Source organism: Candidatus Manganitrophaceae bacterium (assembly GCA_016200325.1).
Lineage (GTDB): Bacteria > Nitrospirota > Nitrospiria > SBBL01 > Manganitrophaceae > Manganitrophus.
Genome location: JACQEZ010000008.1, coordinates 73,272 through 99,047, shown reverse-complemented (window position 1 = coordinate 99,047; position 25,776 = coordinate 73,272). Strand labels below are relative to the sequence as shown.

The window sequence follows — 25,776 nt, the reverse complement described above, 5'->3', positions numbered from 1 at the left end:
CAGGTCTGCTGCCACGATTGGCAATGAGATCCGCTCTCCCCTCCCTGAGTCTTTTGCCAGTTTTCCCCTGAACCCTTTCGATCGCCGCTCCCCTGCCCCGATTTCTCGGCTCCATTTCCCTGTTGTTTTTGGTCTCCGCCCTGTTGCCATTTTTTCCACGATTCCCCTGAATCTCCACCTCCTTTTGGATCGGATCCCTGCGCGGAAGCCCCCTCTTCGCCATAGGTTGGCACCATGTTGGCAAAGTCAACGACAACCGCGGCTGCGGTGCCATCTTTGGAGACGAGGCTATTTAGATAAAGTGGATTCGAGAAGACCCGTTCTTTGAAGTGCTGGAGTCCTTCGGGAGTGGTCGGGACTTCTTCCATCAACTGACGAATCTTAATCTCATTCTCCGTGCCGACGACATATTTAATTTTTCGGTCGGCAATGCTGACGACATTTTCTTCCTTGATTCCGGCAATCTTTTTAACATCGTCAGTAATCCCCTTCACCTTGGAAAGGGTCGTCGCATTGAAGATATCTCCCTGTTTGCGACGGATGCCGATGACGACGACGCGGCTGCCACCGAAGGCCTCCTCAATCTTGTTATTCAGCTGGACATAAGGATGATCCTGCGGAAGGATCGATTTGGGATCGAACATCATCTGCAGATTTTTAAATTGAACGAAGAAGAAGACGGTTATCAGGAGAATGGAGAGGATCACCAAATAGGGATGCCCAACGACTTTCTCGACGTAACGCTTCATCATTTTCGGAATTCCTTATTTGTGAGGGATAAAAGTCAGTCTACCGAAAATACGCAAAATGCAAAAGGATATCATTGAGGACAAATAGCGTAGAAGACCATCCGTTGGACAGAATTTGGTTCATGCAGACTATTTCTGCAGTGTTATTTTCTCCCTACCGTTCGAGAAGCTCTACTAAAAGAAAAGGTCCTTTTACTTCCGCAGTCCGGTCTTAAGCGACCGTTCGGTAAAATCATCGTCTTGAAGCCCGCCATTCACATGAAGGTCGCTCACCTCAAAAACGGTGCGATGGCCATTCTGGACATTGGTCACTTCCGTCTTTTTCCACACGTTAAAATTGTTGAGCGTCTGCCACTCAATCGTCTGCCGCTTCAGGAGCTTTCCATTCCGGTCATAATAGTCGGTTTTCAAAACAGTCCAGTTGTCCTTTGAGATCCAGGAGACCTTTTTGCTGTAGAGACTTTCTTTTTCCTTCGGCATACTCTCCACCACATACGTCTGGACACCCGAATATCCTTCCTCGCGTAGAAGCTTGTGTTCATCTTCGTCGAGGCGGCGTTGTCCCATGTCGCCGAAGGTCAGATCGGACCCTAAAAATGCATCGTTCTGATCTTGCGCCGAGATGCGACGGACCATTCGAAGCGCGGGCAAATAAAGCCAGAGATCGTCTGTTTTGTTCTCCTCAGAATAGTCCCAAATCAAAAAAGAGATGCCGCGTGAATCGGGAGGGAAATCGGTGACCAAGAGCATTTTGCTGTCGAGTCCCCCTTGTCCCCTATAATTTTTCCAAAAACGGGACGCTTCGATTTTTTTCTTGGTTCCATCTTTTTCGATCAGGTAGAGGATCACCTTATTTTTCTGATCTTGAATTTGATAAATGAGCTCTCTCGATTTTTTGATAATCTCCGTTCCATTCAGCGCACCGGTGCTCGGGGGGGCGTTCTCTGCTGCGAGAGCCGTGCTGGCTCTCCCCGCGGCAATGATCCAAAGAGTGAGAATTAAAAACATGATTTTACGATTCATGACATTTGCTCCTGATTTAAGGCTTTTCTCCCAATAAAACGGTGAACGGGCTCGGGGAAGGAAGTGGGACCGGTTTGATCTTTCTGAACCCGATCTCCTTCATCCAATCGGCCAGCTCTTTCTCCGAATAAGCAGCGCCTCCCGGTGTATGAATCAGCTGGTTCACACCGATGAGCGCCGATAACATCGGCCCCGTCTTATCCCGATTCAGCATTTGATCTTGGATCAAGATCATTCCCTTCGAGTCGAGCGCTTCGTAGGCTTTTCGGAAGATCTGTTTGATCACCTGAGGAGATTCTTGATTGAACATCGACGAGAGGAGCAGGCTGTCGTACCCCTTTCCGAACGAATCTTCGAGATAGTTTCCCGGCTTGAGGGTGATCCGCTCCGTCATTCCGAACGATTCGACGATCTCTCGGGTCACCTCCAACGTCTGGGGCAGATCGAAGACCGTCGCCGAGAGTTCGGGGTTGCGCTGGCAGAACTTGATGCAGAAAGTGCCCGGTCCCCCGGCGATGTCGATCAGCTGCCGTCGTCCGGAGAAATTGATTTTTTTTGCGAGCAGATCCCCTTGCGCAAGCGCGCGATAGTGCATCCCATAGATATAGTTGCGAACCGCCTCGGGCCCCTGATCGTGCGGCTTGTCGACGACCGGCTTGCCGGTCTTGACCGCCTCGTAAAGATCGCCCCAGGCGTCGTACCAGCTGTCGAACATCGAGACGATTCCACCCTGGTATCTTGGGCTGCCTTTGACGAGGAACATTTCGGTCAGGGCCGTATTTTTATAACGCTCTTTCTTCCGCGTCAAAAGGTCCATCGATGTGAGCGTAATGAGGAGGATTTCCATCCCACGCGGGTCGGACTCCGTCTCCGCCGCTAACTCCGCCGCGGTCGCCGATCGATCTCTCAAGCGGGAGAAGATGTCAAACCGCTGACCGGCATGCAGAACCCGCGACTGCCAGTAGGCGGAGCTGATTCCCATGACCCGCATCGGATCAAAGGTCTCATTCGTCGCCTTCCGGCGGGCGACGGTCTTCTTTTTTCCGGTCTTTTGTTGGGGGGTTGTCTTCTTCTTCACGGTTCTCCTCATAAGATTATTCCGGCCGTAATGAAAAGGCAATCAGGTTCGGCCAGCTGGCGGTATAGTCAATCTGTGTCAAGGAACAGGAGCCGACCACGAGTCGTTTCTGATTTTCAATCGGCATGCCGAGGGCCGCTGCCACGATCATCCGAATGGGGCCGACGTGGGTGACCAGCAAGACCGTCTCTCCCCGATGACGCGTCAGCAAAGACTGGATCGTTTCATCGACCCGTTTCGCGAAACCGGCAAGCGACTCCCCTCCCGGGGGGACAAAGTGGAGCGGATCGCTTTTCCATGCCGCCCATTCCTGGGAGCGTTGTTGCTGAATCAGCTCGTTGGTCGATCCGTCCCAGGCTCCGAAACTTCTCTCCCGAAGCCCCTCCAATGTCTCGGCATTTATGTTGAGCCGCTTCAGAAGCGGCTGTGCCGTCTCTTGGGTCCTTCGTGAAGGGCTGACATAAACGGCTGCGATCTCCCTTTTCCGGAGGCGCTCGGGCCACAGCGAGGCCTGTTGCAACCCGGTGGCATTCAGCGGAGGATCCTCAACCGGGTCGCAGTAGTACCGGTTTTCGGGGAAATCGGTCGCCCCGTGCCGGAGAAATAAGAAAGAGGTTGCCTGTTCTTTTGTCCTCATTTTTAGGAACGATCCTGGCTGAAAATTGATATGGCCGAGATGACGGAGACGAGCATAAAGAGGGTCAGCACCGTCATGCTGATCCAGAAAAAACTTTCAAAACTTCCCCGATAACAGGCGCGGACCGCTTCGACCCCATAGGTCACCGGATTGATTCGGCTGGCCATTTGCATCCAGGTCGGCATGAACTCGGTCGGGACCAATGCGGGGGAGAAAAAGAGAAGCGGAAGGGTCAGCATATTTCCCATCACGACCAGCGGCTCTTCTTTTTTTAAGATCATCGCCAATGCATTGGAGACGGCGGAAAAGGCGATGGCAAGAAAGAGAACCGCGACCCAGACCCAGAAGATTCCCGCACCGCGCGGAAGTCCCGCCCCCAACAAAGCGGCCACCCCGATCAGAAGAAAAACCTGAATGACCACCGTGAGGCCCGCATGCAGCAGACGGCTCAACACGATCGCCGTTCGCGAGACCGGCGCGACCAACAGTTTTTCCATGATGCCGAACGTCAGGTCGCGCAGCAGGTTCACCCCGGACCAGGAGGAGCCGAAAAGAACGGTCATCACGATAATACCCGGCGTGAGAAAGGCGATATAATCACCCTCCGGAAAACCAGGAAGACGCGAGAGATTTTTAAAAAGCTGACCAAAAATAACGAGCCAGAGAAGCGGCTGGACCAGACCGAAAAATGTCCAGATCGGCATTCGCCAGGTCATCACGAGATATTTTTTGAGGAGGACGGCGGTGTCGGCGATGAGCCATTTGATCGGCAGGGTGGATGCCGGGGTGGGTGTTGCGATTACTTTTTGCTCCATTGTTGATTTTTCCAATCTCCTTGGGGCCACTCCCCTTGCGGCCACTGTTTTTCGGATGGCGTCTCCGGTTTTGTCTCGGCATCTGATTTTTCGTCAGTCGGAGCGGGTTCGGATTTGCTCTCTTCCCCTGAAGCGCTTCCGGTCTGGGCCGATCCCTGATCCTTCTGCCAGTCTCCCTGCCACTCTCCACCCCAGGCCTCTCCGGAGGCGTCTTCTTTTTTCCACTTCTTGCTCCACTCATTTTCGCCGGAGCCATTGTCCCACTTCTTTCCCCAGCCCCATCCGGAAGCGTCCCCCTCTTTCTTATCTTCGTCGGCAAAGCTCTTCCCGGTGTATTTAAGAAAGACATCATCGAAGGTGGGGCGGGTCAACAATACCGTTTCGGCCGTCAGCCCGTGCTCGTCGACCCATTGCAGCACGCGGGGGAGGGCCGCTTTCCCATTCTCCAAATAAAGACGAAGCTGATTTTGCTGACGGATCACTTCCTTGATCGGCTCTTTTTGACGGAAGAAAGAGAGGATCGGCTCGGAGAGGGGCTGTTTGAAGGTGAGATGAATGCAATCGGCCCCGAGGCTGTCTTTTAATTGGTCGGGTGTTCCGATCTTCTGAAGCTTTCCATGGTTGATAATTCCGGCGCGGTGGGCCAACTGATCGACCTCATCGAGGTAATGGGTCGTCAAAAAAAGGGTCACCCCCTGTTCCTGATTGAGGCGCCGAAGGTAGGACCAAAGATCGGAACGGCTCTGCGGATCGAGTCCGAGGGTCGGCTCGTCCAAGAAGAGGAGTTTGGGTTGATGAATCAAGGCGGTCGCGATATCGAGCTTCCTTTTCATCCCCCCGGACAAGGCGCCGACCCAGGAATCGATCGCGTCCTTCATATCAAAAAGATCGAGCAGAAAGGCGATTCGCTCCGGGAGGCTCGAGACGGGAAGATGATAGAGCTTGCCTTGAAGCAGTAGATTTTCGCGAACGGTCATCGAAGGATCGACGCCGCTTTGCTGGCCCACATAGCCGAACGACATCCGAACCGCCAGCGGGTTCTCCACGACATCGTGACCCGCGACCCGAACCTGGCCCGATGAGGGGCGAAGAAGGGTCGTCAAGATCTTGATCGTCGTCGTCTTTCCCGCGCCATTCGGTCCGAGGAAGCCGAAGATCTCGCCTGACTGAACTTGAAAGGTGATGTCGTCGATTGCTTTGTGGCCGGAGGCGTATTCTTTTGTAAGGTGCTCGATCTGGATCATTTCGGGAAAGGCTCGGGACGGGTATAGGTTCCTGACTTGCCGCCGCTCTTGGAAAGAAGGCCGATCTGTCCGAAGCTAATCCCCTTGTCGATCGCCTTGCACATATCGTAAATCGTCAGGGCGGTGACGGAGACCGCGGTGACCGCCTCCATCTCCACACCGGTCTGACCGGCGGTTTTCACCGTCGCTTGGATCTGGATGGCGGCGGGGCCTCCATTTTCGGCAGGGCGGAGCTCGAAATGGATGTCGACATTGGTCAGGAGGAGGGGATGGCACATTGGGATCAGGTCGGGCGTTCGCTTCGCTCCCATGACCCCGGCGACCTGGGCGACGGCCAGGACATCTCCTTTGGCGATCTGTCCGGCCTTGATTCGGTCGAGCGTCTCCGGTTTCATGTAGACGGTTCCCGTGGCGACCGCGGTTCGATTTGTCTCCGCTTTTCCAGAAACATCGACCATCCGCGCGCGTCCTTCCTGGTTAAAATGGGTCAATTCAGCTTCGGCCATCTGTGACTCTCCTGCGGTTCTAAAAGTAAATGAAATCAGAAATTTCCGGTTGAGTTTAACATAGGCCCAATGAGGTGTCAACCAAAGCAGTTACGGAGAAATACCAAATAATGGGTCGGCCCCGAAGTCCCCAAAAGGGGGGATCTTGTTGACAGAGTCTGGACATTTGGATATCATTCCGGACGGTTGATTGAAGGAGGAAAACGGATGTCATTAAAGGAGTTGATGCATTCCGATATTAAGAAAACCGAGCCGATGACAACCCTTGTCGAAGCGGCACGGATGATGCGGCGCTATAAAATCGGCTCCGTTTTTGTTGAAGAAGAAGGCCGCTACGTCGGCATTATCACTGAGAGCGATCTGGTTCGAAAGGCGTTGACCAAAGAGGTTTCTCTGGAGACCCCGGCCCGCTCCCTGATGCATGCCCCTTTGATCGACATCGATATCGGAAAATCGCCGATCGAGGCGAATCACCTGATGCATCTGAACGGGATCCGACACCTCGCCGTTTCCGAGCAGGGAAAAATCGTCGGGATGATCTCCGTCCGAGATCTCGTTCGGCATTTCTCGATGGACAAAAAGAGCCCGGTTTATTCGATGGCCGATATTGTAAAGCCGTTGACCGTTTTGGTCCGTCGCGATATCCAGACCATTGAAGCGGGTGCCACCGCCCAAGCGGCGGCGATCCGGATGGATGAAAAGAAGATCGGCTCATTGATGATTACCGACGAGGGGCGTTACGTCGGAATCGTGACCGAGACCGATCTGGTCAGAAAGGTGATCGGCTATGGACTGACCGCCTCGAAAATCCCGGTCGGCGTCATCATGAACACCCCGGTTTTAGATATCGACCTCTCCCGAACCATTCAGGAGGCGAATGAAATCATGGCGACGAAAGGGGTTCGACATCTGGCCGTCACCGAGGGGGGGGCGATTATCGGTATTCTCTCCATTCGGGACCTCATCGGGATGATCTCCATTCGCGATCTTCCCCGTTTCCTTTCCAATCAAAAGTAAGAGATTTTAAACTCAGAGACCGAGACGGATAAAATGGACTTAAAAGAAGAAAAACGGCATGAGCCGGAATACATGACCCCCATCTATCGGATGGCGATCGTCCAGTTCGAGAAGGCGGCCGATCAACTCCGGCTCGATCCGAATCTCAGAAAACGTTTTGTCGTACCGAAGCGGGCGATTATGGTCGGTGTTCCGATTCGGATGGATGACTCTCAAATCGAGGTCTTTCATGGTTACCGCGTACATCATGACAATACGCTCGGCCCCTCGAAAGGAGGAATTCGGTTTCATCCGGAAGTCAATCTCGGCGAGGTCTGCGCGCTGGCGATGTGGATGACCTGGAAGTGCGCGCTGATGGGACTTCCCTTCGGCGGCGCCAAGGGGGGGGTCAGCTGCGATCCGAACGCCCTCTCGCGGAACGAGTTACAGCGGCTCACGCGGCGATATACCGCGGAGATCATTCGTTTCATCGGTCCCGACATCGATGTTCCTGCCCCGGACGTCGGAACGAATGAACAGGTCATGGCCTGGATGATGGACACCTACAGTCAGTTTAAAGGCTACTCGATTCCGGAGATCGTCACCGGAAAACCGATCGTCATCGGCGGCTCGCTCGGAAGGACGGAGGCAACCGGTCGCGGCGTGGTTTACTGTATCATGGAAGCATTCAAACATCTTGGACTGACTCCGGAAGGAAAGCGGGTCGTCGTTCAAGGATTCGGCAATGTCGGCGCGAACGCCGCGCGGGTGCTCCATGAACAGGGATGCTCGGTCATCGCCGTCAGCGATGTCCGCGGCGGGATTTATAATCCCAAAGGGATCGATATCCCCGTCCTGCTTCAGTATCTGTCGCACAGCCGGTTCGTCGAAGGATTCCCCGGCGGAGAGCCGGTCACGAACAGCGAGCTCTTGGAACTTCCCTGCGATGTCTTGGTGCCGGCGGCCCTTTCCGGACAGATCACCGAGGAGAACGCAGGAAAAATCTCATGCACCATCCTCGCCGAAGCGGCCAATGGGCCGACGACACCGGCGGCAGATGTCCTTCTTCAAGATCGGGGCATCTTCGTGATTCCTGATATTCTGGCAAATGCCGGCGGGGTAACCGTTTCTTATTTTGAGTGGGTGCAGGACCTTCAGAACTTTTTTTGGAAAGAAAAAGAGATCAATGAAAAGCTGAGAGAGATCATGTCGAATGCCTTCAATGCCGTGTTGACCCTCTCTCAAGAAGAGAAGGTCGGTATGCGGATGGCGGCGTTGATGCTCGCCATCCGCAAAATCGCCAGCGCCAAGCTGGCGCGCGGGGTCTTCCCCTAATTGGCCGCGAACTGTTTTTATCCCATCTCTTAATCCTGAAGTTTTCCAAACGCCGGATACCGCATAGCATGCCGGCTTTTCTCCTGCAAGATAAATTTGACTCCGATCGCACAGCGACCCACTCTCTCCAAGGCAGAACCCAATCCGACGAGCGAAGGATAGACCGATTCTTCCTTTCAGCGACTGTTTGACAATAGAATCTTAAAGAAGATGTTATGTCGAATGGATCTCGCCGGAATGGCGGTGTGCAGGGAGGGAAGGAGGGGACTCCCCCGAGTGGATATGTTGGCAAAAGAGACCTTCGATTTCGAGCGGTGTATCGAAGATCAGCTCCGTCGGCTCTTTTCCATGAATTCGCTTGGAGAACTGCCGCAGTTTTTTTGCTTCCGAAAGACGCTGGCTCCCGATCGGATCGTACCGGTAGCAGATCGAATCCTCGGGATGGTTTAGGACATTCACGACGAGGCCAAGACACTTCTGATTCAATATTTCAACATACTCCTGCTGTACATCCCACCGCGAATTTCTGGAAACGAGGGAGACCGCCTGTTGGCGTTTCCCGAGCTCATAGAGCTTCACCACCTGGGTGAACAGCTTTTTTTTCATTTCGAACGAGATGAGATCTTTCTTGACCACCTCTTGTACAAAGCGATCGCTCAAATCATTGGGGCCTTCCATAATATTCAGAACCTGCCGCCAGTATCTCTTGTCGGCATATTCGTCGGCGCGAAGCTCCCAGTAAATATGTCCCCATCGGGTGGTGGAAGAGGTGAGATAGAGCTGATTGGGGACATAGATATTATGGGCGATGATGTCGGCGGCGAGGTGAGCGATGTAGCCGCAGGCGAATGCCTGTAGTTTCGGCTCCGACGCCTGCTGCAGAAGACGCCGGGCCACCGACCAATTGTGGCAATGATCGGCATGATACTTGGAGCCCTTTCCGATAAAGATATCGGCGCTGACGCAGCCATACAAGAAATCGCGCGGGTAGGCTCTCAGCAACTGCGCCAACGATCCAGTCAGCCATTGAAGGTTTTGCAGAAGGGTTGATCCGTGCATCATATGCATCCCGACCCCCCAGGCATACGCCTCTTTCGAGTAAAGAAGAAAGAGCACGGTCAAGAGAGACGGCACGATCCACTTTACAGCTGTTCTTATCGTGAAAGCTTTTTTTTGTCTCCCCTTTTGCATTCTCTATCCTATCCCTTATCCGCAGGCTTCCGTCTTGAGCGAACAGGAGGAATCTCTTGTCCCCGGTCGATCGAACCGAGCGAGGTAGTCGCGCCATTCTCGAAATCGGGCGGAAATCGTCCGGTAGGTTAATTCATCATCAATGTCGAGCGCCGCGCCGCCGAGTTCGGTCTCGACCGCCTTAAAGCGTGTTTTTAAAAAACGACTGACCTCTTTTTCGACCGCTTCCACCGACAACGGTCTACGAAAGAAAGAGGCCCAACGGTTCCACCCGGCTTGTGCAAAGAGGGTGGCCCCTTGGGCCAACAGGTAATAGCCGAATCCTCTCAGCCACGTCGGTGTCCTTAAGATCTGAAGACTCAGTCGAAGCCGGTTTCCGAGATATCGCTGATAACGGTGGTCATACATCTGTTGAACCGCTCTCCCCGCTCCAATCCGAAAAGGCTTCACCAAATGAAGATTGTTCATCCGGTAAATTTTATCTCTTAAATAGAGATAGGCCATCTCAATTCCAGGCTGGTCTGCCGTGGGGTAAAAAGGGGTCAGCGCAGCCTCAGGGGTAAAGCCGAGACAATAGTCATATCGGTTCATATCCGAGCGTAAAAGGAACGATTCGATTTCCGCCGGCGTGATCAGGGGGATGTCGGCCGGCAAAAAAAGTCCGGGCGGATTGCCGTGGTTTAATTTTTGCGGATCGACCCCTTCCTCATACCCTGGAAGGGAGCGCATGTAAACGGCGAGGATGTTCTCTATCAGGCTTTCCTTCTGTTCCATCACTTCAATCTTCTTGGTGAAGAGAACATAGGGAAGGGCCCGCTCGATTTCAGCCATCATCTTCTTCTGCGGTCCGATCAGATAGATCTGATTGATCGCAGCGACTCGATCGAGCGCTCTCAACACATGGAGAAAAAGAGGGTACCCCTCTAGGGGGAGCAGTGCTTTATTCATCCCAAGAATTTGGTGGCTGGCGCCACGGTCGCCGGCCAAGACGAATGCATTCATTTTCGACCACCTTGGCTCATTACAACGATCTTAACATAACCGGTTTGCTTTGTCGATTTGCAGGGGGCCGACGGGAAAATAAGGCTTAAATCAGTTCTATCGTCTATGTTAATATAAAGCATGCAAAGATTGCGCAAACTTTTCAGGCCGAGGCGCCCCGCTTTAGTTCTGGGAAACCGGATTCGCCTTTTGAAGAACGGCTCCGAGATCTTTCCGGAGATGCTTCAGGCGATTCAAGCGGCCAGAGAGACGATCCATCTTGAAACATATATTTTCCGGAGCGATCAAATGGGGTGGCGCTTTGCCGAGGCGCTCGCCGCGAAAGCAAAAGGGGGGATTTCGGTAAAAATCGTTTATGACGCGGTCGGTTCCCTGACGGCAGACCCTCGCTTCTTTCAGTTTATGGAGGAGGCCGGCGTCGAATTGTTCGAATATCACCCGATCGCACCTTGGAAGCGGGGGTGGAATCGTCCATGGAGTATCAAGCGGCGCGACCACCGCAAGGTTTTGATCGTCGATGGCCGCTGCGCCTTCGTCGGGAGTGCGAACATCGGAGATGAATACAACGCCCTTTCAGAGGGGGGCGGCGGATGGCGCGACACCCATATCAAGCTCGAAGGTCCCGCCGTCTTTAGACTTCAGCAGATTTTTCTCTCCACCTGGTTCAAAAATAAGAGACGGAAGCTCAAGGACGATGCATCCTATTTTCCGACGGTCCCGCGCAGCGGAAATGTCATGGTATCGACCGTCGCCTCCAATGGGCTTCGCGGGCGAAATCAAATCAAGAAAGCCTACTTGCGGGCGATCCTTCGCGCCAAGACCCGCATCTGCATCACCAACGCTTATTTCGTCCCCCCTTCCTGGTTTTTGCGTGCATTGAAGAAAGCGCGCCGCCGAGGGGTGGAGGTGTCGGTCCTCCTTCCGAAACGATCCGATGTTCGGGTAATCGACTACGCGAGCCGCGCTCTTTATTCCCAGCTTCTCAAGTGGGGGGTTCGGATTTTCGAATGGGAAGGCCCCGTCCTTCATGCCAAAACGGCGGTCGTTGATGGAAGGTGGAGCACCATCGGCTCTTCCAATATGGACCCATTCAGCTTTCTCTATAATTTAGAGGTCAACGTGGTGGCGGTTGGAACGACCTTCGGAGCGGAGATGGAGGAGATGTTTTGGGAAGATTTAAAGCAGGCCCGAGAGATTCTCGCCCCGGAGTGGCTCCGTCGGAATCGGCTTCAACGGGTGCTGGAGAGTACTTTTTACTATCTCCTCGGCTGGATCTGATTGCGCTGCGCCCGCGGCATGAAATCCGGAATTAACCCTTTTTAATTTCCGAGGCCAAGATAATCGCCTCAGCGATCTCGCGCATCGTCTTCCGTGTGTTCATGCTCTGACGCTGGATCAATCGGAACGCCTCTTCTTCAGAGATCTTTCCCTGCCGCATCAAGATCCCCTTTGCCCGCTCCACCGCTTTACGGGTCTCCAGCGCTTCCTGCATGGCGGAGGACTGTTCCATCAGGGTGGTGTTCTCGATGGCGACCGCCGCCTGGTTGGCCACCGTCTGGAGGAGGTTCACCTCTTCCGGGCTAAACTGGTGCTCCTTGGAGGTGTAACTGTTGATCACCCCGATGACCCGGTCCTTGAACATCATCGGGACAGAGAGAAGCGAACAGAGCCCCTCTTTCTGCGCCACCTCCGGGAAGCGGAAGTGCGGATCGTGCGTGACATCGAGAACGCTGATCGGCCGCCGCTCTTTCACCACCCGACCGGAGACGCTCTCGCCGGTCTTTACGTTTGCCTTCCGGCGATACTCTTCGCTCAGGCTCTGCGTTGCGACGATCCTCAATTCTCCCTTTTGATCGTCCAGGAGCATGATCGAACAGATCTTCGATCCCATCATTCCGGCCGTCATCGTTACAATCAAATTGAGGATCTCTTCGAGGTATCGGCTCGAGGTAATCATCGTGCTGACACGAGAGAGGGTATCGATCTGCATCGCCTTCTTTTTCATTTCCTGATAGAGCCGGGCGTTCTCGATCGCGCTGCCGACCTGATGGCCGATCGTCGTCAGGAGGGCGATCTCCCCTTCCGTATGATGGTGCGGCTTTTTGTGCTGGACATTGATGACCCCGATCACCTCTCCCTTACTGATGACCGGAATGGAGAGAAACGCATGATAGCGGTCTTCCGGCAGGTTGTGGAAGACGGCAAACCGGGGATCTTCGGAGGCATCTTTCGGAATGGCGACCATCTTTTTTTCGCGGGCAACCCAGCCGGTGATCCCCTCCCCGAGCTCCAGACGAATCCGTCCGATTAATTTCGGATGGGGATTCTTCGAGGCGCGGAGGATCAGCTCCCTCTGGGTTTCATCGAGAAGATAGAGAAGGCAGGCATCGGCCTGGGTAATTTCAACGACCATCTCGACGATTTCTTTGAGAACGACCTCCAGATCGAGGTTCGCGCTGATCTGCTCCGTGATCCGATGGAGGAGCTCGAGCTCGCGTGTTTTTTGTTCAAGCGCCCCTTTGGCGGAGCCCTTTTTGGTCGAGGGGGTCTTTTGTGTGCGCGTCGGCATGCGATATCCTTCTTCCTTAACTAAGCCGTGAAATATACCACACTTTCAATGGAAACGACAATAAATTAATGACCATGGATCTCGGCTTTTCAATTGATCGTATTGGTGTCCGATCACTCAGTCGAACGATGAAACCGGCTTCTTGGACAAAATACGTAGATGCATCGGATGGCGCAGTTCATTACTGCGGTATACTCCCATCCAGGATGGTTCCCTTCTTTTTACCGTTGAAATTGAAAAGCTTGATCAGCGCCGTGTAATCTTCCTCTCCCAGACCGGCTTCCAGCGCCGATTGAAAGAGGCGATCGAGAAGATGAGAGAGCGGCGCATCAAACCGCTCCCGCTCCGATTCTTCGACAGCGAGCCGAACATCTTTCGCCATATGCTTTAAAGAAAATAGCGGCTCGAAGTTTTCCTTTAAGACCGCTTCTCCTTTCAGCCGCAACAAGGGTGAGGCGAGCGCGCCCGATGTCAGGACTTCCAGCACCGCTTCTGGGGCGAGACCGCCCCGTTGTCCGAGGGTGAGCCCTTCAAAGAACGTTGCCATCGCTCCGGCCATCGACAGATTGTTGATCAGCTTCATCCGGGATCCTTGACCGACCGGCCCCATGTAAACGATCTTCTTCGACATCGGCTGCAACACCGGCCGGGCCCGCTCCAGGACCGCCGCCTCCCCTCCGACCATGAGGACCAGCTCACCGGAGGCCGCCGCCGGCTTGCTGCCGGTGACCGGCGCATCGAGGAAGGCGACTCCCCGTTCCAGACAGGCGGCGCCGAGTTTCCTCGACGTCTCCGGGGAGACCGTCGTCATGTCGATATAGAGCGCTCCTTTTTTTAAGCCCTCGAGCAGACCCTTTTTAGAAAGGGCGACCGCTTCGACCGAAGCGGGATCGGCGAGCATGGTGATCGCCACATCCGCTTCAGCTCCAGCTTCCCAGGGTGAAACCGCTTCTTTTGCCCCCAGTGCTTTGAGCCCCTCGGTTTTCCCCGGCGTCCGGTTCCAGACGGTTAGTTCAAAGCCGGCGCCGATCAGCCGCTCGGCCATTCGGCTCCCCATAATGCCCAACCCTAAAAATGCAACCTTCATCGATCCCCTCGGCTCCGCCTTGACACATCTATACCAGATCAAAAATCGGTTGACAATCTGAATCTGCAAACCGGGTCCTACTCGGTTGGATTACTCTCTTCGGTAAAATAGACAGCCGAAGAATCGAAACGGTATTCTTCGATGAAGAGCTTAAACCGAGAAGGGTCTTAATTATGAGGAGCGTCTTAATCATAAAGGAGGCGATATGAAAGCGGTTGTTTTTCACAACGTGGGTGATATTCGTTTAGAAGAGGTTCCCGATCCCCGGATCGAGAAACCGAATGATGCCGTGGTCCGGATCATCGCCAGTGCGATCTGCGGGACCGACTTGCATATGATCCGGGGAACGCTGCCGGGGATGAAGCCGGGAACGATTTTGGGGCACGAAGGGGTCGGCATCATTGAAGCGCTCGGACCGGACGTCCGCAATTTCAACATCGGCGACCGGGTGATCATCCCCTCCACCATCTGCTGCGGCTATTGCACTTACTGCCGGGTGGGATATACCGCGCAGTGCGACAACGCCAATCCCAACGGGCCGACGGCGGGAACCGCTTTCTACGGCGGGCCGGCCGAGACCGGTCCGTTCAATGGACTCCAGGCGGAAAAGGCGCGGATTCCCTTCGCCGCTTCGAGCCTCATCCTGGCTCCGGACGGCTTGACCGACGATGAGGCGATTCTGCTGTCGGACATCTTCCCGACCGGTTATTTCGGCGCGGAGCTGGCGGAGATTCTGCCCGGGGACACCGTCGCCGTTTTCGGCTGCGGTCCGGTCGGACAATTCGTAATCGCAAGCGCCAAGCTCCTCGACGCAGGGTTGGTCTTTGCGATCGATACCATTCCGTCCCGTCTGGAGATGGCCCGTGCGCAGGGGGCGATGACGATCGATTACAACCAGGAAGATCCGATTGAGGCGATTCGCCGGCTCACCGGCGGCATCGGGGTCGACCGGGCGATCGATGCGGTCGGCGTCGACGCCTCGCAGCCGAATCAAGGACCGGCCTCGGAGCAGTTCAAACAGATGGAAAAACAATTTCAACAGGAGGTCCAGCAGATTGCGCCGCAAACCCAACCGCAGGGGGACAATTGGCATCCGGGCGACGCCCCTTCCGCCGTCTCCCAATGGGCGGTCGAGGTGGTGGCGAAGGCAGGGACCGTTTCGATCATCGGGGTTTATCCTCCGACAGATCGGTTTTTCCCGATCGGAAAAGCGATGAATAAAAACTTAACAATCAACATGGGAAACTGTAACCATCGCACCTACATTCCCAAGCTGATTGATCTGATCTTGACCGGCGTGATCGATCCGACCCAGGTCCTCACGCAGCACGAGCCGCTCGATTCGGTTCTCGATGCCTACAAGGCATTCGATAAAAGAGAGCCGGGGTGGGTGAAAGTGATGCTTGAGCCGGTCGGCACAATGGAATAAATACGACCGCATAAAACAGAATTGAGGAAGGGGCTCAGGATCGGGTGATCTTCGACCGGTCCTGAGCCCCGCCTTTATTCCAGCCCGGTTGCCCTCGGGAAGCTCCTTTCTGTAAAATTGAAGATAGGAGCGAATATGAACTGGCATGGCATTCTCCTATGGGGGCTATTGGCGACCGGTTTGCTGACGACGATTATGCGCGCGGCGGAAGGGTTGCGTTATACTCGAATGGATATTCCATTCATGCTGGGGACAATCTTCACCCCGGATCGCGATCTTGCCAAGGTCATCGGATCGATCTTACATTTTATGAATGGCCTCTTCATTTCGATTCTTTACGCCGTGTTTTTTCATGCCTTCGGTTTCGCCTCCTGGTGGCTCGGAGCGCTCATGGGGCTCGCCCATGGCGCGTTTGTCTTGATCGTCGCCCTTCCGCTCTTACCGGGAGGGCATCCTCGAATGGCCTCGGATTTTTGGGGTCCGACGCCGACCCGTCTCTTGGAGCCGCCTGGCTTTCTCGCGCTGAATTACGGCTATCAAACCCCGATCGTATCGATGCTCGCTCATCTTGCTTTTGGTCTGGTGCTTGGCTTCTTTTACAGGTGGTAACCGCTCAGCCTCAGCGCCGCGCCGATGTGGGAGAGGTGTGAGAGCGCTTGGGGAATGTTGCCGAGGAAGAGGCCGTCTTCTCGGATCTCTTCCGAGTAGAGGCCGGCATGGTTGGCCCGGCGGCTGAGGCGATCGAAGAGCGCCACCGCTTCGGCGCGGCGGCCGGCCAAGCAGAGCGCCTCGACCCGCCAAAAGGCGCAGGCAACGAAGGTTCCCTCATTTCCTTGCAGTCCGTCATCCATTCGGTATCGGTAAACCAGATCGTCCGAGGCGAGGTCTTTCTCGAGGGCGGCGATCGTGGTTGCCAGCCGAGAGTCCTTGGGGTCGATAAAGCCCACCAGCGGAAAAATAAAGGCGGTCGCATCGAGCGCCACCCCTCCGAGCGTTTGTGTGAAACTGCCGAGAGAGGGATTAAACCCTTCGTTGAAGATCACCTCCTGAATCTGCAGCGCGACCCGCTCCCAGCGCCGCAGGTTGCCGGTCATGCCGAGTTTCCGGGCCAGTTGAGAGGCGCGGTCGAGTGCCGTCCAGCAGAGGACTTTGGAGTGAACATAGTGCCGCCGCGGCCCGGGGATTTCCCAGATGCCATGATCGGGATAGGTCCAATGGTCGGCGACATAATCGGCCATGCCGCAGAAGCTTTTCCGCATCTCTCGATCGAGCGGATAGCCATGATCTGCATAGAGCCAAAGGGCATCCATCACCTCGCCATAGATATCCAACTGGTACTGTGATTGCGCATTGTTCCCGACATGGACCGGTCGGGAGCCCCAATAGCCTTCCAGGTAGTTGACCTCACTTTGGGGAATGCCGAGCCGGCCGTAAATATCATAAACCACCTTTAACGCCGGCTGGGTCAGCCGGGTTGCATTCATCAGCCATTGAACGAATCCGGCTGCCTCCTCGTGATAGCCGAGTCGGAAGAAGAGCTGGGCGGTGTAGGAGGCATCCCGCAACCAGCAGTAGCGATAATCCCAATTTCGATTAAAGCCGATCGCCTCCGGCAACGACGAGGTCGCCGCCGCGACGATGGCGTTCGAAGGGGCGAACGAGAGGAGCTTTAAGGTGAGCGCGCTTCGGACGACGGCGTCTCGATGGGGTCCGCGGTAATGAGAGCGGTGCGACCAAGCACGCCAATACCGGATCGAGCGCTCCTTCAGCTCTTCCACCCGATCATCGGGACGCGGGTAGACCGCCGGCCCATCTTTCGAGTAGGCGAGCCAAAAGATAAATCGCTCGCCGGCCCGAACCGTGAATTTCCCCGACAGCCGCTCCCGCGTCATCTCCAGCGGAATGGTGGAAGCGAGGTGAAAGAGCCCGCCGTCGATATTGGAGAAGTATCCTTCCCGGCCTCGGCGTTTGAAGATCGGAATATATTGACCGTCGGCCGGACGCGGCAGACAGTCGACCGCCATCTCGGCGCTTCCATCGATCCCTTCGACAATCCGAACGATGCTTCGAAACGGGATCATGATCTCCCGCTTCTCCTCCTCCGTGAGGACCGGCATGAAGTCGGTGACCCGGACAAGCCCGCTTTGGGTATAAAAGTCGGTCATCAATAAATTCGTGTCTTTGATATAACGTTGGTCGGCGGCGAAGCCGCGGGTCGGACGGATCGAGAAATAACCGCCTCGCAGCGCATCGAGCAGACGATTAAAAACCGACGGGCTGTCGAAACGGGGAAGACAGAGCCAATCGATCGAGCCGGTGCTGGAGATCAGCGCCGCGCAACGCGCGTCGCCAATGACGGCATAATCGGAGATTTTGGGGACGGTCTGAAGGGCCATACGTTATCCCAGCCTCGAAATTTCAATCAACGAAGTTCTCTCTCTCTATGGTAAAGCAAAGCCGAGAAGCGAGGCAAGCAACGGAGGGATCCATTCGGGGTGGCTTGATTCTCATTCGGAAATCGGGTAAAAATGAGAGGGTTTTTTAAAATTAACCATTGGGATCATCGATGAAAGTCATTTCGACCGAGCGGATCAGCGTCTCTCTTTTAAGCGGCTTATTGATATTCCTTCTCGCCGGATGCGCCGGCGGGGGGGGTGCAACGGATGACAGCGGAGGGGGAGGGACGGGGCTGCCCGGCGCCCCTGCAGTTTCGATTGCCGCCGGAAATGGCGAGAATATCTTAACGATGGCCCCCGGCACCGGAACCTCCGCATCGACCTTTACGCTCTACTGGTCTACCTCGCCGACCGTGACGGTGACGACCGGGACAAAGATTCCGAGTGTGCAACCGACCTTTCACCATACCGGTCTGACCAACGGCACCCCGGTCTTTTATGTGGTCACTTCCGATTTGAGCACCGGCGCCAGCTTTCCGTCCGATGTCGTCGGCAGTATGCCGGGCACCTGGTTCAAAGTGGAGACCTGTTCTACGCCACCCTGTTCCCCTTCTTCCCTTCCTCCCGCGCGGGACAGCCACACGGCCGTGTATGATTCCACCTCCGACAGAATGATTGTTTTTGGAGGAAAGGTCGCAGGCGCTCCGGAAAATGATCTTTGGATTCTGCAGAACGCCTCAGGGACGATTCCGACCTGGAGCCAATCATTTGCTCCAACTCTCCCTCCAAAACGCCTCGGTCATACAGCTGTTTACAACGATCAAGGGAATCAGATGGTCATTTTCGGCGGTGCGCTGGACTCAAATGGCAACCAGCTAACGAACGACCTCTGGGGTTTAACCAATGCGGATGTTCCTTCGGGTTCTCATTGGACCTCGCGCTCCGCCGGTTCCGCTCCAACCCATCGCTGGGGACATTCGGCGGTCTACGATTTAGCAGCGGATACGATGGTTGTCTTCGGCGGGATTGAGCAGACGGGCCAGACCCTTTTATCCGAGGTGTGGGTCCTCCATCAAACATCGACCTCTCCAATCTGGCAGCAGGTGACCCCCTCCGGGGGTCCTCCCTCGGCTCGCTGTTGCATGGCGGCAGGATACGATGCGGCAAACCGACGGATGATTATCTTCGGCGGTTTTGGAGGCGCCGCTCTTTTCGGCGATCTCTGGACGCTGACGTTCGACCCGACCTTTTCAACGGCCACTTGGCAGCAGCTGACCCCTTCGGTCGGGACGGCCCCTGCGGCCCGCTGTTGCGGGGTCGGTCTCTGGGATGGGAGCCAATTTCTCGTCTTCGGAGGAGGTCAGTTCGGGAATCCCGCTTCGGATGACCGGGTTCACGCGCTCGTTTTGGGAGCGACCACCTTTTCATCCGCCGACGGACCGGGCGGCGGGCCTGCGGCACGGACCTTCCCGACCGCGGTTCCGGTGGGACGGCTACTCTTGTTCGGCGGTTCAAGCGCGTCGGCGGCGTTGAATGACCTCTGGCAGTTAAAATAGCCCTGCGCGGTTTTCAACCTGAAGGGCGCTACGGCCTTTTTCTGAAATGAATCGCTTTCCGTCGGGTCAGGTGATAGAAGCCGTACGTTGAAAGGGTCGATCCGAGCCCGCTCTCACGGGCGCCCGACCAGGGAAGGGCGGGCTCCAGGTAGTCGCATCGATTTTGGAAGAGGGTGCCCGCTTCCAACTCCCGCGCGAAGAGCTCTGCGCGCATCCGGTCGCGCGTCCAGACCGAGGCGGTCAGGCCGAAGCGGCTCTCATTCATTTTCGCGAGCGCCTCGGCATCGTCGGCAACCGAGAGGACCGGCACGATCGGCCCGAAGCTCTCTTCCTGCATCACCTTCGCCTCGTTCGGAACATCGGCGAGCAACGTCGGCTCAAAGAAATTTCCCTTCGTTCCCTTCAGGCGCTTGCCGCCGAGAAGAAGCCGCGCCCCGCGGTGGACCGCCTCTTTGACTTGGCCCTCTAAAAAAGCAATCGCCTCACGGCGCGCGAGCGGTCCCATCGTCGTCTTCTCGTCGATCGGATCGCCGAGCTGATATTTCTCCAACACCGATTTTGCCCGGGCAAGAAAATCTTTGTAAAGCGTCCGATGAACATAGACCCGCTCCACGGCGCAGCACGATTGCCCTGCATTGTAACAGGCGCCGTCGACGATGTTCTCCGCCGCAAAGTCGAGATCGGCATCGGCCGCAACGTAGGCCGGGTCTTTTCCTCCGAGCTCCAATCCGACGCCGAGGAGATGCTTCGCCGCCTGCTCATAGACCTTCGTTCCGGTGGCAACCGATCCGGTAAAAGCGATGTAGTTAATCCGGGAATCGCCGACCAGCCGGGACGCGTGTTTATCGGTCAAGATCAGGCTGGTCACCAGACTCGGAGGATCGAGGTCGCCGAAGGCATTCTCGAAATGTCGGCCGACGAACGGCGTCAGCGGGCTGTGTTTTAACAGCACGCTGTTCCCGGCAAGGAGCGCCGGAACGACAACGTTGACGGCGGTGAGGAGCGGGTAATTCCAGGGGGCGATGTTGTAAATCACGCCGAGCGGCGCATGTTCGACCCGAAGGTGAAAGCCTGGTTTCGAGGGGAGGGTTCCAGGGGAGAGTGTCTCTCTTGCAATTGAGAGCATATACTCGGCCCGGGCGAAGAAGGTCTTCATCTCGGCGTGCGCCTGGGCCAACGGTTTTCCCATCTGATGGCTGATCTCCCGGGTGATCTGGTCTGTCTGGTCTCGGAAGTACTTCAGCCCCTGCCCGACCCGATGCGCCCGCTCTTCCAGCGGAACGCGATGCCACCGCTCATACGCCTTGCGCGCGGCGGCGACTTTCGCTTCGAGCGTCTTCCCCTCGTCGAAGGGAAGCTCCGCAATTACTTTTTGATCGTAAGGATTGACGATTTTGAGATACAACGCTCTCCTCCTATTCGGGTGTGACATAGGCGGCGGTGATCCCGCCGTCGACCATCAGCGACGCTCCGGTCATATACGATGAATCGTCGGAGGCGAGAAAGAGGGCCGCTTTCGCGATCTCCTTCGCCTCGCCGAATCGGCCCATCGGAATATGGACCAGCCGGCGCTGCTTCTTTTGCTCGGTGTTCAAGAACTTCATCAACAGCTCCGTCCGGAGCGGGCCGGGACAGAGGGCATTCACCCGGATCTTCTCCCGCGCATGAATCACCGCCAGCTCCCGCGTCATCGCCAGCACTCCCCCTTTGCTCGCGGTGTACGCCAGTTGTGGCGTCGCCGCGCCGAGGAAGGCGACGAAGGAAGCGGTGTTGATAATCGATCCCCCACCCGCGCGTCGCAGCGCCGGGACGCCAAATTTGCAGCCGAGGAAAACCCCTTTGAGATTCACCGCCATGGTATTGTCCCAAACCGCTTCCTCCGTCTGAACGGCGTCGTCGTCCCGGCTGTCCATGATCCCGGCATTGTTGAAGAGGATGTCGAGTCTGCCGAACGCCTTTTCCGTCGCCGCGATCATCGCCTCGCAATCGAGGGCCCGCATGATGTCGGCTTGCAGGGGGAGCGCCTGTCCTTTATTTGTATTGGCCTCAATCATTTTCGCCGTTTCTTTGGCGCTCGCTTCATTGAGATCGACGGCGACGACCTGCGCCCCCTCGCTTGCAAAGAGGAGCGCCGACTCCCGGCCGATCCCGCTCCCCGCCCCCGTAATGAGGGCGACCTTATTTGCTAATCGCATCGTCTCTCCTTTCTGAAGGTCATTTCCTTCGCCGATCTGCGGCAGCCTTTACCAGCGCGTCAAACAATCTTTGCTGCAGCGGGTCTTTCTCGGCGGCTAATTCCGGGTGCCACTGGACCCCGATCAGCCAAGGGTGCTCTATGTGCTCGACCGCTTCAATCGTTCCATCCGGTGCTTGCGCCGTCGATTTTAAGCCGGGAGCGAGCCGGCGAACCGCCTGGTGATGCCACGAGGGGGCGACGAACGCTTCCGCAATGAGGATCTCGGCCAGATGACTCTCCGGCGCCAGCTGGATCGAATGCGTGGTCGGCTCGCGCGGCGGGAGGCGATGCGGCACCGCCTCTCCGACGAAATCGGGAAGGTGTTCGACCAGCGTTCCGCCCAGCGCGACATTGATCACCTGGCTGCCGCGGCAGATCCCGAAGGTCGGCAATCGGGCGTCGAGGCTCTGCTTCACCAGCATGATCTCGCTCCGATCCCGCTCCGGATCGACCGAATAAATCGTCGGATGACGAACGCCGCCGTACAGAGATGGATCGAGGTCGCCGCCCCCGGTTAAAATCAGCCCGTCGATCCGATCGATCACCCTTTTTAAATCGGGCGCTCCCGGTGGGATCAGGAGCGGAATGCCGCCCGCCCGCCGGACTGCGTCGACATAGGGTGCAGGGAGATAAAAACGATTCTCTTCACCACGGCCATATGTGGTAATTCCGATCAGCGTGGACATGGTCTTCTAAATCCGCTCAAAGTAGCGCTGCCGTTCCCAGTCGGTCACCGCTTTATCGTATGCCTCCTGCTCGGTCCGGTAGAAGTGGAGGTAATGCTCGACGACCTCCTCGCCCAATGCCTCTTTGGCGAAGGCACTCTTCTCGAAGAGGTCGGTCGCGTCGCGGAGTGTGCGCGGCACCCGGGGGAGATGTTGCGCGGCGTAGATATCTCCCTCGAAAATCGGCGGCGGCGCAATTTTGTTTTCAATCCCATCCAACCCGGAGGCAAGCGCCGCCGCCAAGGCGAGATAGGGATTGCAGTCGGCGCCGGGAATCCGGCACTCGATCCGCAGGCTGCTCCCCTCCCCGACGACGCGGAACCCGGCGGTCCGGTTATCGTAGCTCCAGGCGAGCCGCGTCGGCGCCCAGGAGCCGGTCTGGTAGCGCTTGTAGGCGTTGACGGTCGGCGCGTAGAAGACCATCACCTCCGGCGCATGGGCGATCCATCCGCCGAGAAACCAGCGAAAAGTGTCGGAGCAGGCGACCGGCCCGAGCCGCCCCTTTCCGGGAAAGGCGTTTTGGTTCTTCTGCCAGAGACTCAAGTGGATGTGGCAGCTCGATCCCGCCTGGTCGGCGGCGAGCTTCGCCATGAAGGTGACGCTCAGCCCCATCTGCTCCGCGATTTCTTTCAAGCACTCCTTGAAGATGGCATGGCGGTCGGCCATCGTCAGGATGTCGGCGTAGCGGACGTTGAGCTCGTGTTGTCCCCGCCCCCACTCTCCTTTCGAATTCTCCACCGGGATCCCCGATTGCTTGAGGTGGCGGCGCGCCGCGCCGTTGAACGCTTCTTCGCGCGCCCCCTGCAGCGCATGATAGTCTTCCAGATACCAGCCGGCCGGTTCCAGTCCGGTGTAGCCTTTGGCTGCGGCGTCTCGATAAGAGGTCTTGAAGAGGTAGTATTCCAATTCCGAAGCGGCCGCGGCGCGGTATCCCAATTGGGCGGCCCGGTCGATCTGTTTTCTCAACACCGAGCGGGGGGCCTGCGCCACCGGGCGGTGGCTTTTATCGTTCCGGACATCGCAGAGGATCAACGCCGTCTTCTCCAGCCAGCTTGCAACGCGGAGGGTCGTGAAGTCGGGAACGAGATGAAAATCGCCGTAGCCCTTTTCCCAATTGGCCAGCCGATATCCCGGCACCGGCTCCATTTCCATATCGACGGTCAACAGATAGTCGCAGGCGTGGGTTCCCTTCTTCGCGGCATCTTCCAAGAAGAAGTCGGCATCGAGCCGCTTTCCCATGAACCGGCCATAGTGATCGGTGAAGACGAGCAGGAGGGTATCGATCTCCCCCGCGCTCACCCGCCGTCTCAGCTCATCCTGCGTGAGCATGCCAGGAATCTTGGAACCCATCGGACACCCTCCCTTAGAATGGAAGCTCGGCTCTCCAAACTTGGAAATATGCTTATAATACCCCATTGAGTGAAACGTGAAAAGAGGTTTTATGAAGGAAACCGAGAAGGGCTATTTGACAACCAAACCGGTGTTTCCCTATGATCACGGTAGTGTGAGAAGAGGCGCGTTCAGGATGGATGAATGCCCGCATGAAGCGGGTAAGAAGAGGAGAGACGGCGATGTTTACGGTGATGGGTGCGACGGGACATACGGGAGGGGTGGTTGCGGATCGGTTGCTGGCCGCGGGGAAGAAGGTCCGGGCGATCGGTCGCTCCACCGACCGACTGCAGCCGCTGACAAAGCGCGGCGCTGAGCCGGCGGTGGGAGATGCGAATGAGGTTGCTTTCCTCACCTCGGCCTTTCAAGGAGCGGAGGGTGTTTATGCGATGGTCCCCCCCGACTATGCCGCGCCCGATCAGCGCGCCTACTACAATCGCATCGGCGCGGCAATCGAAAATGCGCTCCGTTCATCGGGCGTCCGCAAAGTGGTCTTTTTAAGCAGCCTCGGCGGCGAGCGGTCGGAAGGGACCGGCCCCATCACGGGGCTGCACGATCTGGAGGAGCGGTTTCGGAGGCTCGGCATCGATCTCTTGGTTCTTCGCCCCGGCTACTTCTATGAGAATTTCTATTCGTCATTAGGACTCATCAAACATCAAGGAATCAACGGCGGCGCCATGGAACCGGAGATCCCGGTGACCATGACGGCGACGAACGACATCGGCGCGGTTGCCGCGGAAGAATTGATCGGCGGAAAATTTAACGGAACGGGGGTGCGGGAGCTGCTCGGCCCCCGCGACTATACGATGTCGGAGGCGACGCGCATTCTCGGCGGAAAAATCGGCAAACCCGATCTGAAGTATGTCCGGTTTCCCGACGCGGAGTTTGCGAAAGCGCTCGTTCAGGCCGGCTTCTCGCAGGGCGCCGCGGACGCATTCGTCGAGATGTCTCAGGCGTTCAACACCGGCAAGATTCGATCTCTCGAAGGACGCAATCCAAGAAACACGACGCCGACGACGTTCGAAAAGTTTGCCGATCAGTTGGCGGCCGCTTATCGGAAAATGTGAGTGCTGTGATGCGCTTGAGCCGGCGAATGATGCTCGGTTTAATCGGCACGGCCGCCATAACGATCTTGTCGGGATGTGGACCCAACTCGGGTCCACGATGGTGGCGGCGCCTCTGGTCTGGGAAGACGGCTGCGGCATCGATCCCGCCCTGCATCGTGAGGCCGGAGCAGACCGAAGGTCCTTATTTTGTCGACGAGAAACTCAACCGCGCCGACATTCGCTCCGACCCTTCGGATGGTTCGGTGAAGGAGGGGCTGCCGCTCCGGCTGACGATTCGGGTTCATGAGATCACAAACAACGCCTGCACTCCACTCGCGGGGGCGAGGGTCGATCTTTGGCACTGCGATGCGGCCGGTGTTTATTCCGACGTTCGGGATCGTTCCTTCGACACGCGGGGGAAAAAATTCTTGCGGGGCTATCAAACGACCGATACCGCCGGCAAGGCCGTATTTCTGACGATCTATCCCGGTTGGTATCAGGGAAGAACCGTCCACATTCACTTTAAGATTCGGACCGCGCCGGAGTCGAGACGCGGATATGAATTCACATCGCAGATCTATTTCGACGATGCCCAGACCGACCAGATCCATGCACACCCGCCCTACAACACGAAAGGCCAGCGGACCGTCAAGAATCAACAAGACGGCATTTTCAACGACGGCGGCCCGGAGTTGATCCTTCAGATGACCCAGGAAGCCGATGGGTATGCGGGGACATTCGATATCGGACTGGAAATGACTTAATTA

Annotated in this window: 24 protein-coding genes; 9 read left to right on the top strand and 15 right to left on the bottom strand. The window is 56.4% G+C overall.

The window, feature by feature from the left end:
- The first annotated feature begins 329 nt into the window (after nt 1–329).
- On the top strand, nt 330–827 hold the full coding sequence (locus HY282_06300) for a hypothetical protein (protein MBI3803357.1): 498 nt from the start codon (nt 330–332) through the stop codon (nt 825–827).
- 114 nt (nt 828–941) lie between these two features.
- On the opposite strand, the gene HY282_06295 is transcribed toward HY282_06300, so the two are convergent.
- The 6 genes from HY282_06295 to moaC are packed head-to-tail and all read right to left on the bottom strand — an operon-like array spanning nt 942 to nt 6,052.
- Entirely contained in the window at nt 942–1,772 is an 831-nt protein-coding gene (locus HY282_06295; protein MBI3803356.1) for an outer membrane lipoprotein-sorting protein, read from the bottom strand.
- A gap of 16 nt (nt 1,773–1,788) precedes the next feature.
- Nucleotides 1,789–2,850 (bottom strand): methyltransferase, encoded by a 1,062-nt coding sequence (locus tag HY282_06290; GenBank protein MBI3803355.1) that lies wholly within the window; start codon nt 2,848–2,850, stop codon nt 1,789–1,791.
- Between the two features lie 16 nt (nt 2,851–2,866).
- Entirely contained in the window at nt 2,867–3,487 is a 621-nt protein-coding gene (locus HY282_06285) for a histidine phosphatase family protein (GenBank protein MBI3803354.1), read from the bottom strand.
- Between the two features lie 2 nt (nt 3,488–3,489).
- Nucleotides 3,490–4,302 (bottom strand): ABC transporter permease, encoded by an 813-nt coding sequence (locus HY282_06280; GenBank protein ID MBI3803353.1) that lies wholly within the window; start codon nt 4,300–4,302, stop codon nt 3,490–3,492.
- Entirely contained in the window at nt 4,287–5,546 is a 1,260-nt protein-coding gene (locus HY282_06275) for an ATP-binding cassette domain-containing protein (protein ID MBI3803352.1), read from the bottom strand. The genes HY282_06280 and HY282_06275 overlap by 16 nt, the downstream gene beginning before the upstream one ends.
- On the bottom strand, nt 5,543–6,052 hold the full coding sequence (moaC, locus tag HY282_06270) for a cyclic pyranopterin monophosphate synthase MoaC (protein MBI3803351.1): 510 nt from the start codon (nt 6,050–6,052) through the stop codon (nt 5,543–5,545). The genes HY282_06275 and moaC overlap by 4 nt, the downstream gene beginning before the upstream one ends.
- 207 nt (nt 6,053–6,259) lie before the next feature.
- Here moaC and HY282_06265 point away from each other — a divergent pair, with 207 nt between their 5' ends.
- Together HY282_06265 and HY282_06260 are read left to right on the top strand one after the other, a co-directional pair.
- Nucleotides 6,260–7,069 (top strand): CBS domain-containing protein, encoded by an 810-nt coding sequence (locus HY282_06265; GenBank protein ID MBI3803350.1) that lies wholly within the window; start codon nt 6,260–6,262, stop codon nt 7,067–7,069.
- 72 nt (nt 7,070–7,141) lie between these two features.
- On the top strand, nt 7,142–8,383 hold the full coding sequence (locus HY282_06260) for a Glu/Leu/Phe/Val dehydrogenase (protein ID MBI3803349.1): 1,242 nt from the start codon (nt 7,142–7,144) through the stop codon (nt 8,381–8,383).
- 213 nt (nt 8,384–8,596) lie between these two features.
- On the opposite strand, the gene HY282_06255 is transcribed toward HY282_06260, so the two are convergent.
- Nucleotides 8,597–9,517 (bottom strand): zinc dependent phospholipase C family protein, encoded by a 921-nt coding sequence (locus HY282_06255; GenBank protein ID MBI3803348.1) that lies wholly within the window; start codon nt 9,515–9,517, stop codon nt 8,597–8,599.
- A gap of 72 nt (nt 9,518–9,589) precedes the next feature.
- Nucleotides 9,590–10,576 carry an NTP transferase domain-containing protein gene (locus HY282_06250; GenBank protein ID MBI3803347.1) on the bottom strand — a complete coding sequence of 329 codons (987 nt, stop codon included), beginning with the start codon at nt 10,574–10,576 and terminating at the stop codon, nt 9,590–9,592.
- Nucleotides 10,577–10,696: 120 nt separating this feature from the next.
- On the opposite strand from HY282_06250, the gene cls reads away from it, so the two are divergent.
- Complete coding sequence (gene cls / locus HY282_06245) at nt 10,697–11,854, top strand: cardiolipin synthase (GenBank protein ID MBI3803346.1); 1,158 nt, start codon at nt 10,697–10,699, stop codon at nt 11,852–11,854.
- Between the two features lie 31 nt (nt 11,855–11,885).
- Here the strand turns inward: cls and HY282_06240 are convergent, their stop codons facing one another.
- Nucleotides 11,886–13,145 carry a GAF domain-containing protein gene (locus HY282_06240; protein ID MBI3803345.1) on the bottom strand — a complete coding sequence of 420 codons (1,260 nt, stop codon included), beginning with the start codon at nt 13,143–13,145 and terminating at the stop codon, nt 11,886–11,888.
- 181 nt (nt 13,146–13,326) lie between these two features.
- Entirely contained in the window at nt 13,327–14,232 is a 906-nt protein-coding gene (locus tag HY282_06235) for an NAD(P)-dependent oxidoreductase (GenBank protein MBI3803344.1), read from the bottom strand.
- Nucleotides 14,233–14,437: 205 nt separating this feature from the next.
- On the opposite strand from HY282_06235, the gene HY282_06230 reads away from it, so the two are divergent.
- Both HY282_06230 and HY282_06225 read left to right on the top strand, forming a co-directional pair.
- Entirely contained in the window at nt 14,438–15,661 is a 1,224-nt protein-coding gene (locus HY282_06230) for a glutathione-dependent formaldehyde dehydrogenase (GenBank protein MBI3803343.1), read from the top strand.
- A gap of 135 nt (nt 15,662–15,796) precedes the next feature.
- Entirely contained in the window at nt 15,797–16,270 is a 474-nt protein-coding gene (locus HY282_06225) for a hypothetical protein (protein ID MBI3803342.1), read from the top strand.
- Here HY282_06225 and HY282_06220 read toward each other — a convergent pair.
- On the bottom strand, nt 16,258–18,057 hold the full coding sequence (locus HY282_06220) for a glycoside hydrolase family 15 protein (protein MBI3803341.1): 1,800 nt from the start codon (nt 18,055–18,057) through the stop codon (nt 16,258–16,260). The two genes, HY282_06225 and HY282_06220, sit on opposite strands and share 13 nt — an antisense overlap.
- A 170-nt stretch (nt 18,058–18,227) precedes the next feature.
- On the opposite strand from HY282_06220, the gene HY282_06215 reads away from it, so the two are divergent.
- A complete protein-coding gene (locus HY282_06215; GenBank protein ID MBI3803340.1) occupies nt 18,228–19,613 on the top strand; it encodes a hypothetical protein in 1,386 nt (461 codons plus the stop codon).
- 28 nt (nt 19,614–19,641) lie between these two features.
- Here the strand turns inward: HY282_06215 and HY282_06210 are convergent, their stop codons facing one another.
- From HY282_06210 to HY282_06195, 4 genes are read right to left on the bottom strand one after another with little or no spacing between them, the layout of a single operon-like run.
- A complete protein-coding gene (locus HY282_06210; GenBank protein MBI3803339.1) occupies nt 19,642–21,045 on the bottom strand; it encodes an aldehyde dehydrogenase family protein in 1,404 nt (467 codons plus the stop codon).
- Nucleotides 21,029–21,808 (bottom strand): glucose 1-dehydrogenase, encoded by a 780-nt coding sequence (locus HY282_06205; GenBank protein MBI3803338.1) that lies wholly within the window; start codon nt 21,806–21,808, stop codon nt 21,029–21,031. Before HY282_06205 ends, HY282_06210 begins: the two co-directional genes overlap by 17 nt.
- A gap of 19 nt (nt 21,809–21,827) precedes the next feature.
- Entirely contained in the window at nt 21,828–22,535 is a 708-nt protein-coding gene (locus tag HY282_06200) for a gamma-glutamyl-gamma-aminobutyrate hydrolase family protein (protein ID MBI3803337.1), read from the bottom strand.
- A gap of 6 nt (nt 22,536–22,541) precedes the next feature.
- Nucleotides 22,542–23,924: a glutamine synthetase gene (locus HY282_06195; GenBank protein ID MBI3803336.1), complete on the bottom strand. Its 1,383-nt coding sequence runs from the start codon at nt 23,922–23,924 to the stop codon at nt 22,542–22,544.
- 221 nt (nt 23,925–24,145) lie between these two features.
- Between HY282_06195 and HY282_06190 the strand changes: the two genes are divergently transcribed.
- Both HY282_06190 and HY282_06185 read left to right on the top strand, forming a co-directional pair.
- Nucleotides 24,146–25,030, top strand: a complete 885-nt coding sequence (locus tag HY282_06190) for an NmrA family NAD(P)-binding protein (GenBank protein MBI3803335.1) — start codon at nt 24,146–24,148, stop codon at nt 25,028–25,030.
- 29 nt (nt 25,031–25,059) lie between these two features.
- A complete protein-coding gene (locus HY282_06185; protein MBI3803334.1) occupies nt 25,060–25,773 on the top strand; it encodes an intradiol ring-cleavage dioxygenase in 714 nt (237 codons plus the stop codon).
- Nucleotides 25,774–25,776: the final 3 nt, after the last annotated feature.

Bases quoted from the DNA above. Each gene is read 5' to 3' on its own strand.
- HY282_06200 (MBI3803337.1), bottom strand. From the start codon at position 22,535: ATGTCCACGCTGATCGGAATTACCACATATGGCCGTGGTGAAGAGAAT.
- HY282_06225 (MBI3803342.1), top strand. From the start codon at position 15,797: ATGAACTGGCATGGCATTCTCCTATGGGGGCTATTGGCGACCGGTTTG.
- HY282_06280 (MBI3803353.1), bottom strand. From the start codon at position 4,302: ATGGAGCAAAAAGTAATCGCAACACCCACCCCGGCATCCACCCTGCCG.
- HY282_06265 (MBI3803350.1), top strand. From the start codon at position 6,260: ATGTCATTAAAGGAGTTGATGCATTCCGATATTAAGAAAACCGAGCCG.
- HY282_06210 (MBI3803339.1), bottom strand. From the start codon at position 21,045: ATGTCACACCCGAATAGGAGGAGAGCGTTGTATCTCAAAATCGTCAAT.
- HY282_06215 (MBI3803340.1), top strand. From the start codon at position 18,228: ATGAAAGTCATTTCGACCGAGCGGATCAGCGTCTCTCTTTTAAGCGGC.
- cls (MBI3803346.1), top strand. From the start codon at position 10,697: ATGCAAAGATTGCGCAAACTTTTCAGGCCGAGGCGCCCCGCTTTAGTT.
- HY282_06230 (MBI3803343.1), top strand. From the start codon at position 14,438: ATGAAAGCGGTTGTTTTTCACAACGTGGGTGATATTCGTTTAGAAGAG.
- HY282_06285 (MBI3803354.1), bottom strand. From the start codon at position 3,487: ATGAGGACAAAAGAACAGGCAACCTCTTTCTTATTTCTCCGGCACGGG.
- moaC (MBI3803351.1), bottom strand. From the start codon at position 6,052: ATGGCCGAAGCTGAATTGACCCATTTTAACCAGGAAGGACGCGCGCGG.
- HY282_06185 (MBI3803334.1), top strand. From the start codon at position 25,060: ATGCTCGGTTTAATCGGCACGGCCGCCATAACGATCTTGTCGGGATGT.
- HY282_06205 (MBI3803338.1), bottom strand. From the start codon at position 21,808: ATGCGATTAGCAAATAAGGTCGCCCTCATTACGGGGGCGGGGAGCGGG.
- HY282_06260 (MBI3803349.1), top strand. From the start codon at position 7,142: ATGACCCCCATCTATCGGATGGCGATCGTCCAGTTCGAGAAGGCGGCC.
- HY282_06275 (MBI3803352.1), bottom strand. From the start codon at position 5,546: ATGATCCAGATCGAGCACCTTACAAAAGAATACGCCTCCGGCCACAAA.
- HY282_06190 (MBI3803335.1), top strand. From the start codon at position 24,146: ATGTTTACGGTGATGGGTGCGACGGGACATACGGGAGGGGTGGTTGCG.
- HY282_06195 (MBI3803336.1), bottom strand. From the start codon at position 23,924: ATGGGTTCCAAGATTCCTGGCATGCTCACGCAGGATGAGCTGAGACGG.
- HY282_06240 (MBI3803345.1), bottom strand. From the start codon at position 13,145: ATGCCGACGCGCACACAAAAGACCCCCTCGACCAAAAAGGGCTCCGCC.
- HY282_06295 (MBI3803356.1), bottom strand. From the start codon at position 1,772: ATGAATCGTAAAATCATGTTTTTAATTCTCACTCTTTGGATCATTGCC.
- HY282_06220 (MBI3803341.1), bottom strand. From the start codon at position 18,057: ATGGCCCTTCAGACCGTCCCCAAAATCTCCGATTATGCCGTCATTGGC.
- HY282_06235 (MBI3803344.1), bottom strand. From the start codon at position 14,232: ATGAAGGTTGCATTTTTAGGGTTGGGCATTATGGGGAGCCGAATGGCC.
- HY282_06250 (MBI3803347.1), bottom strand. From the start codon at position 10,576: ATGAATGCATTCGTCTTGGCCGGCGACCGTGGCGCCAGCCACCAAATT.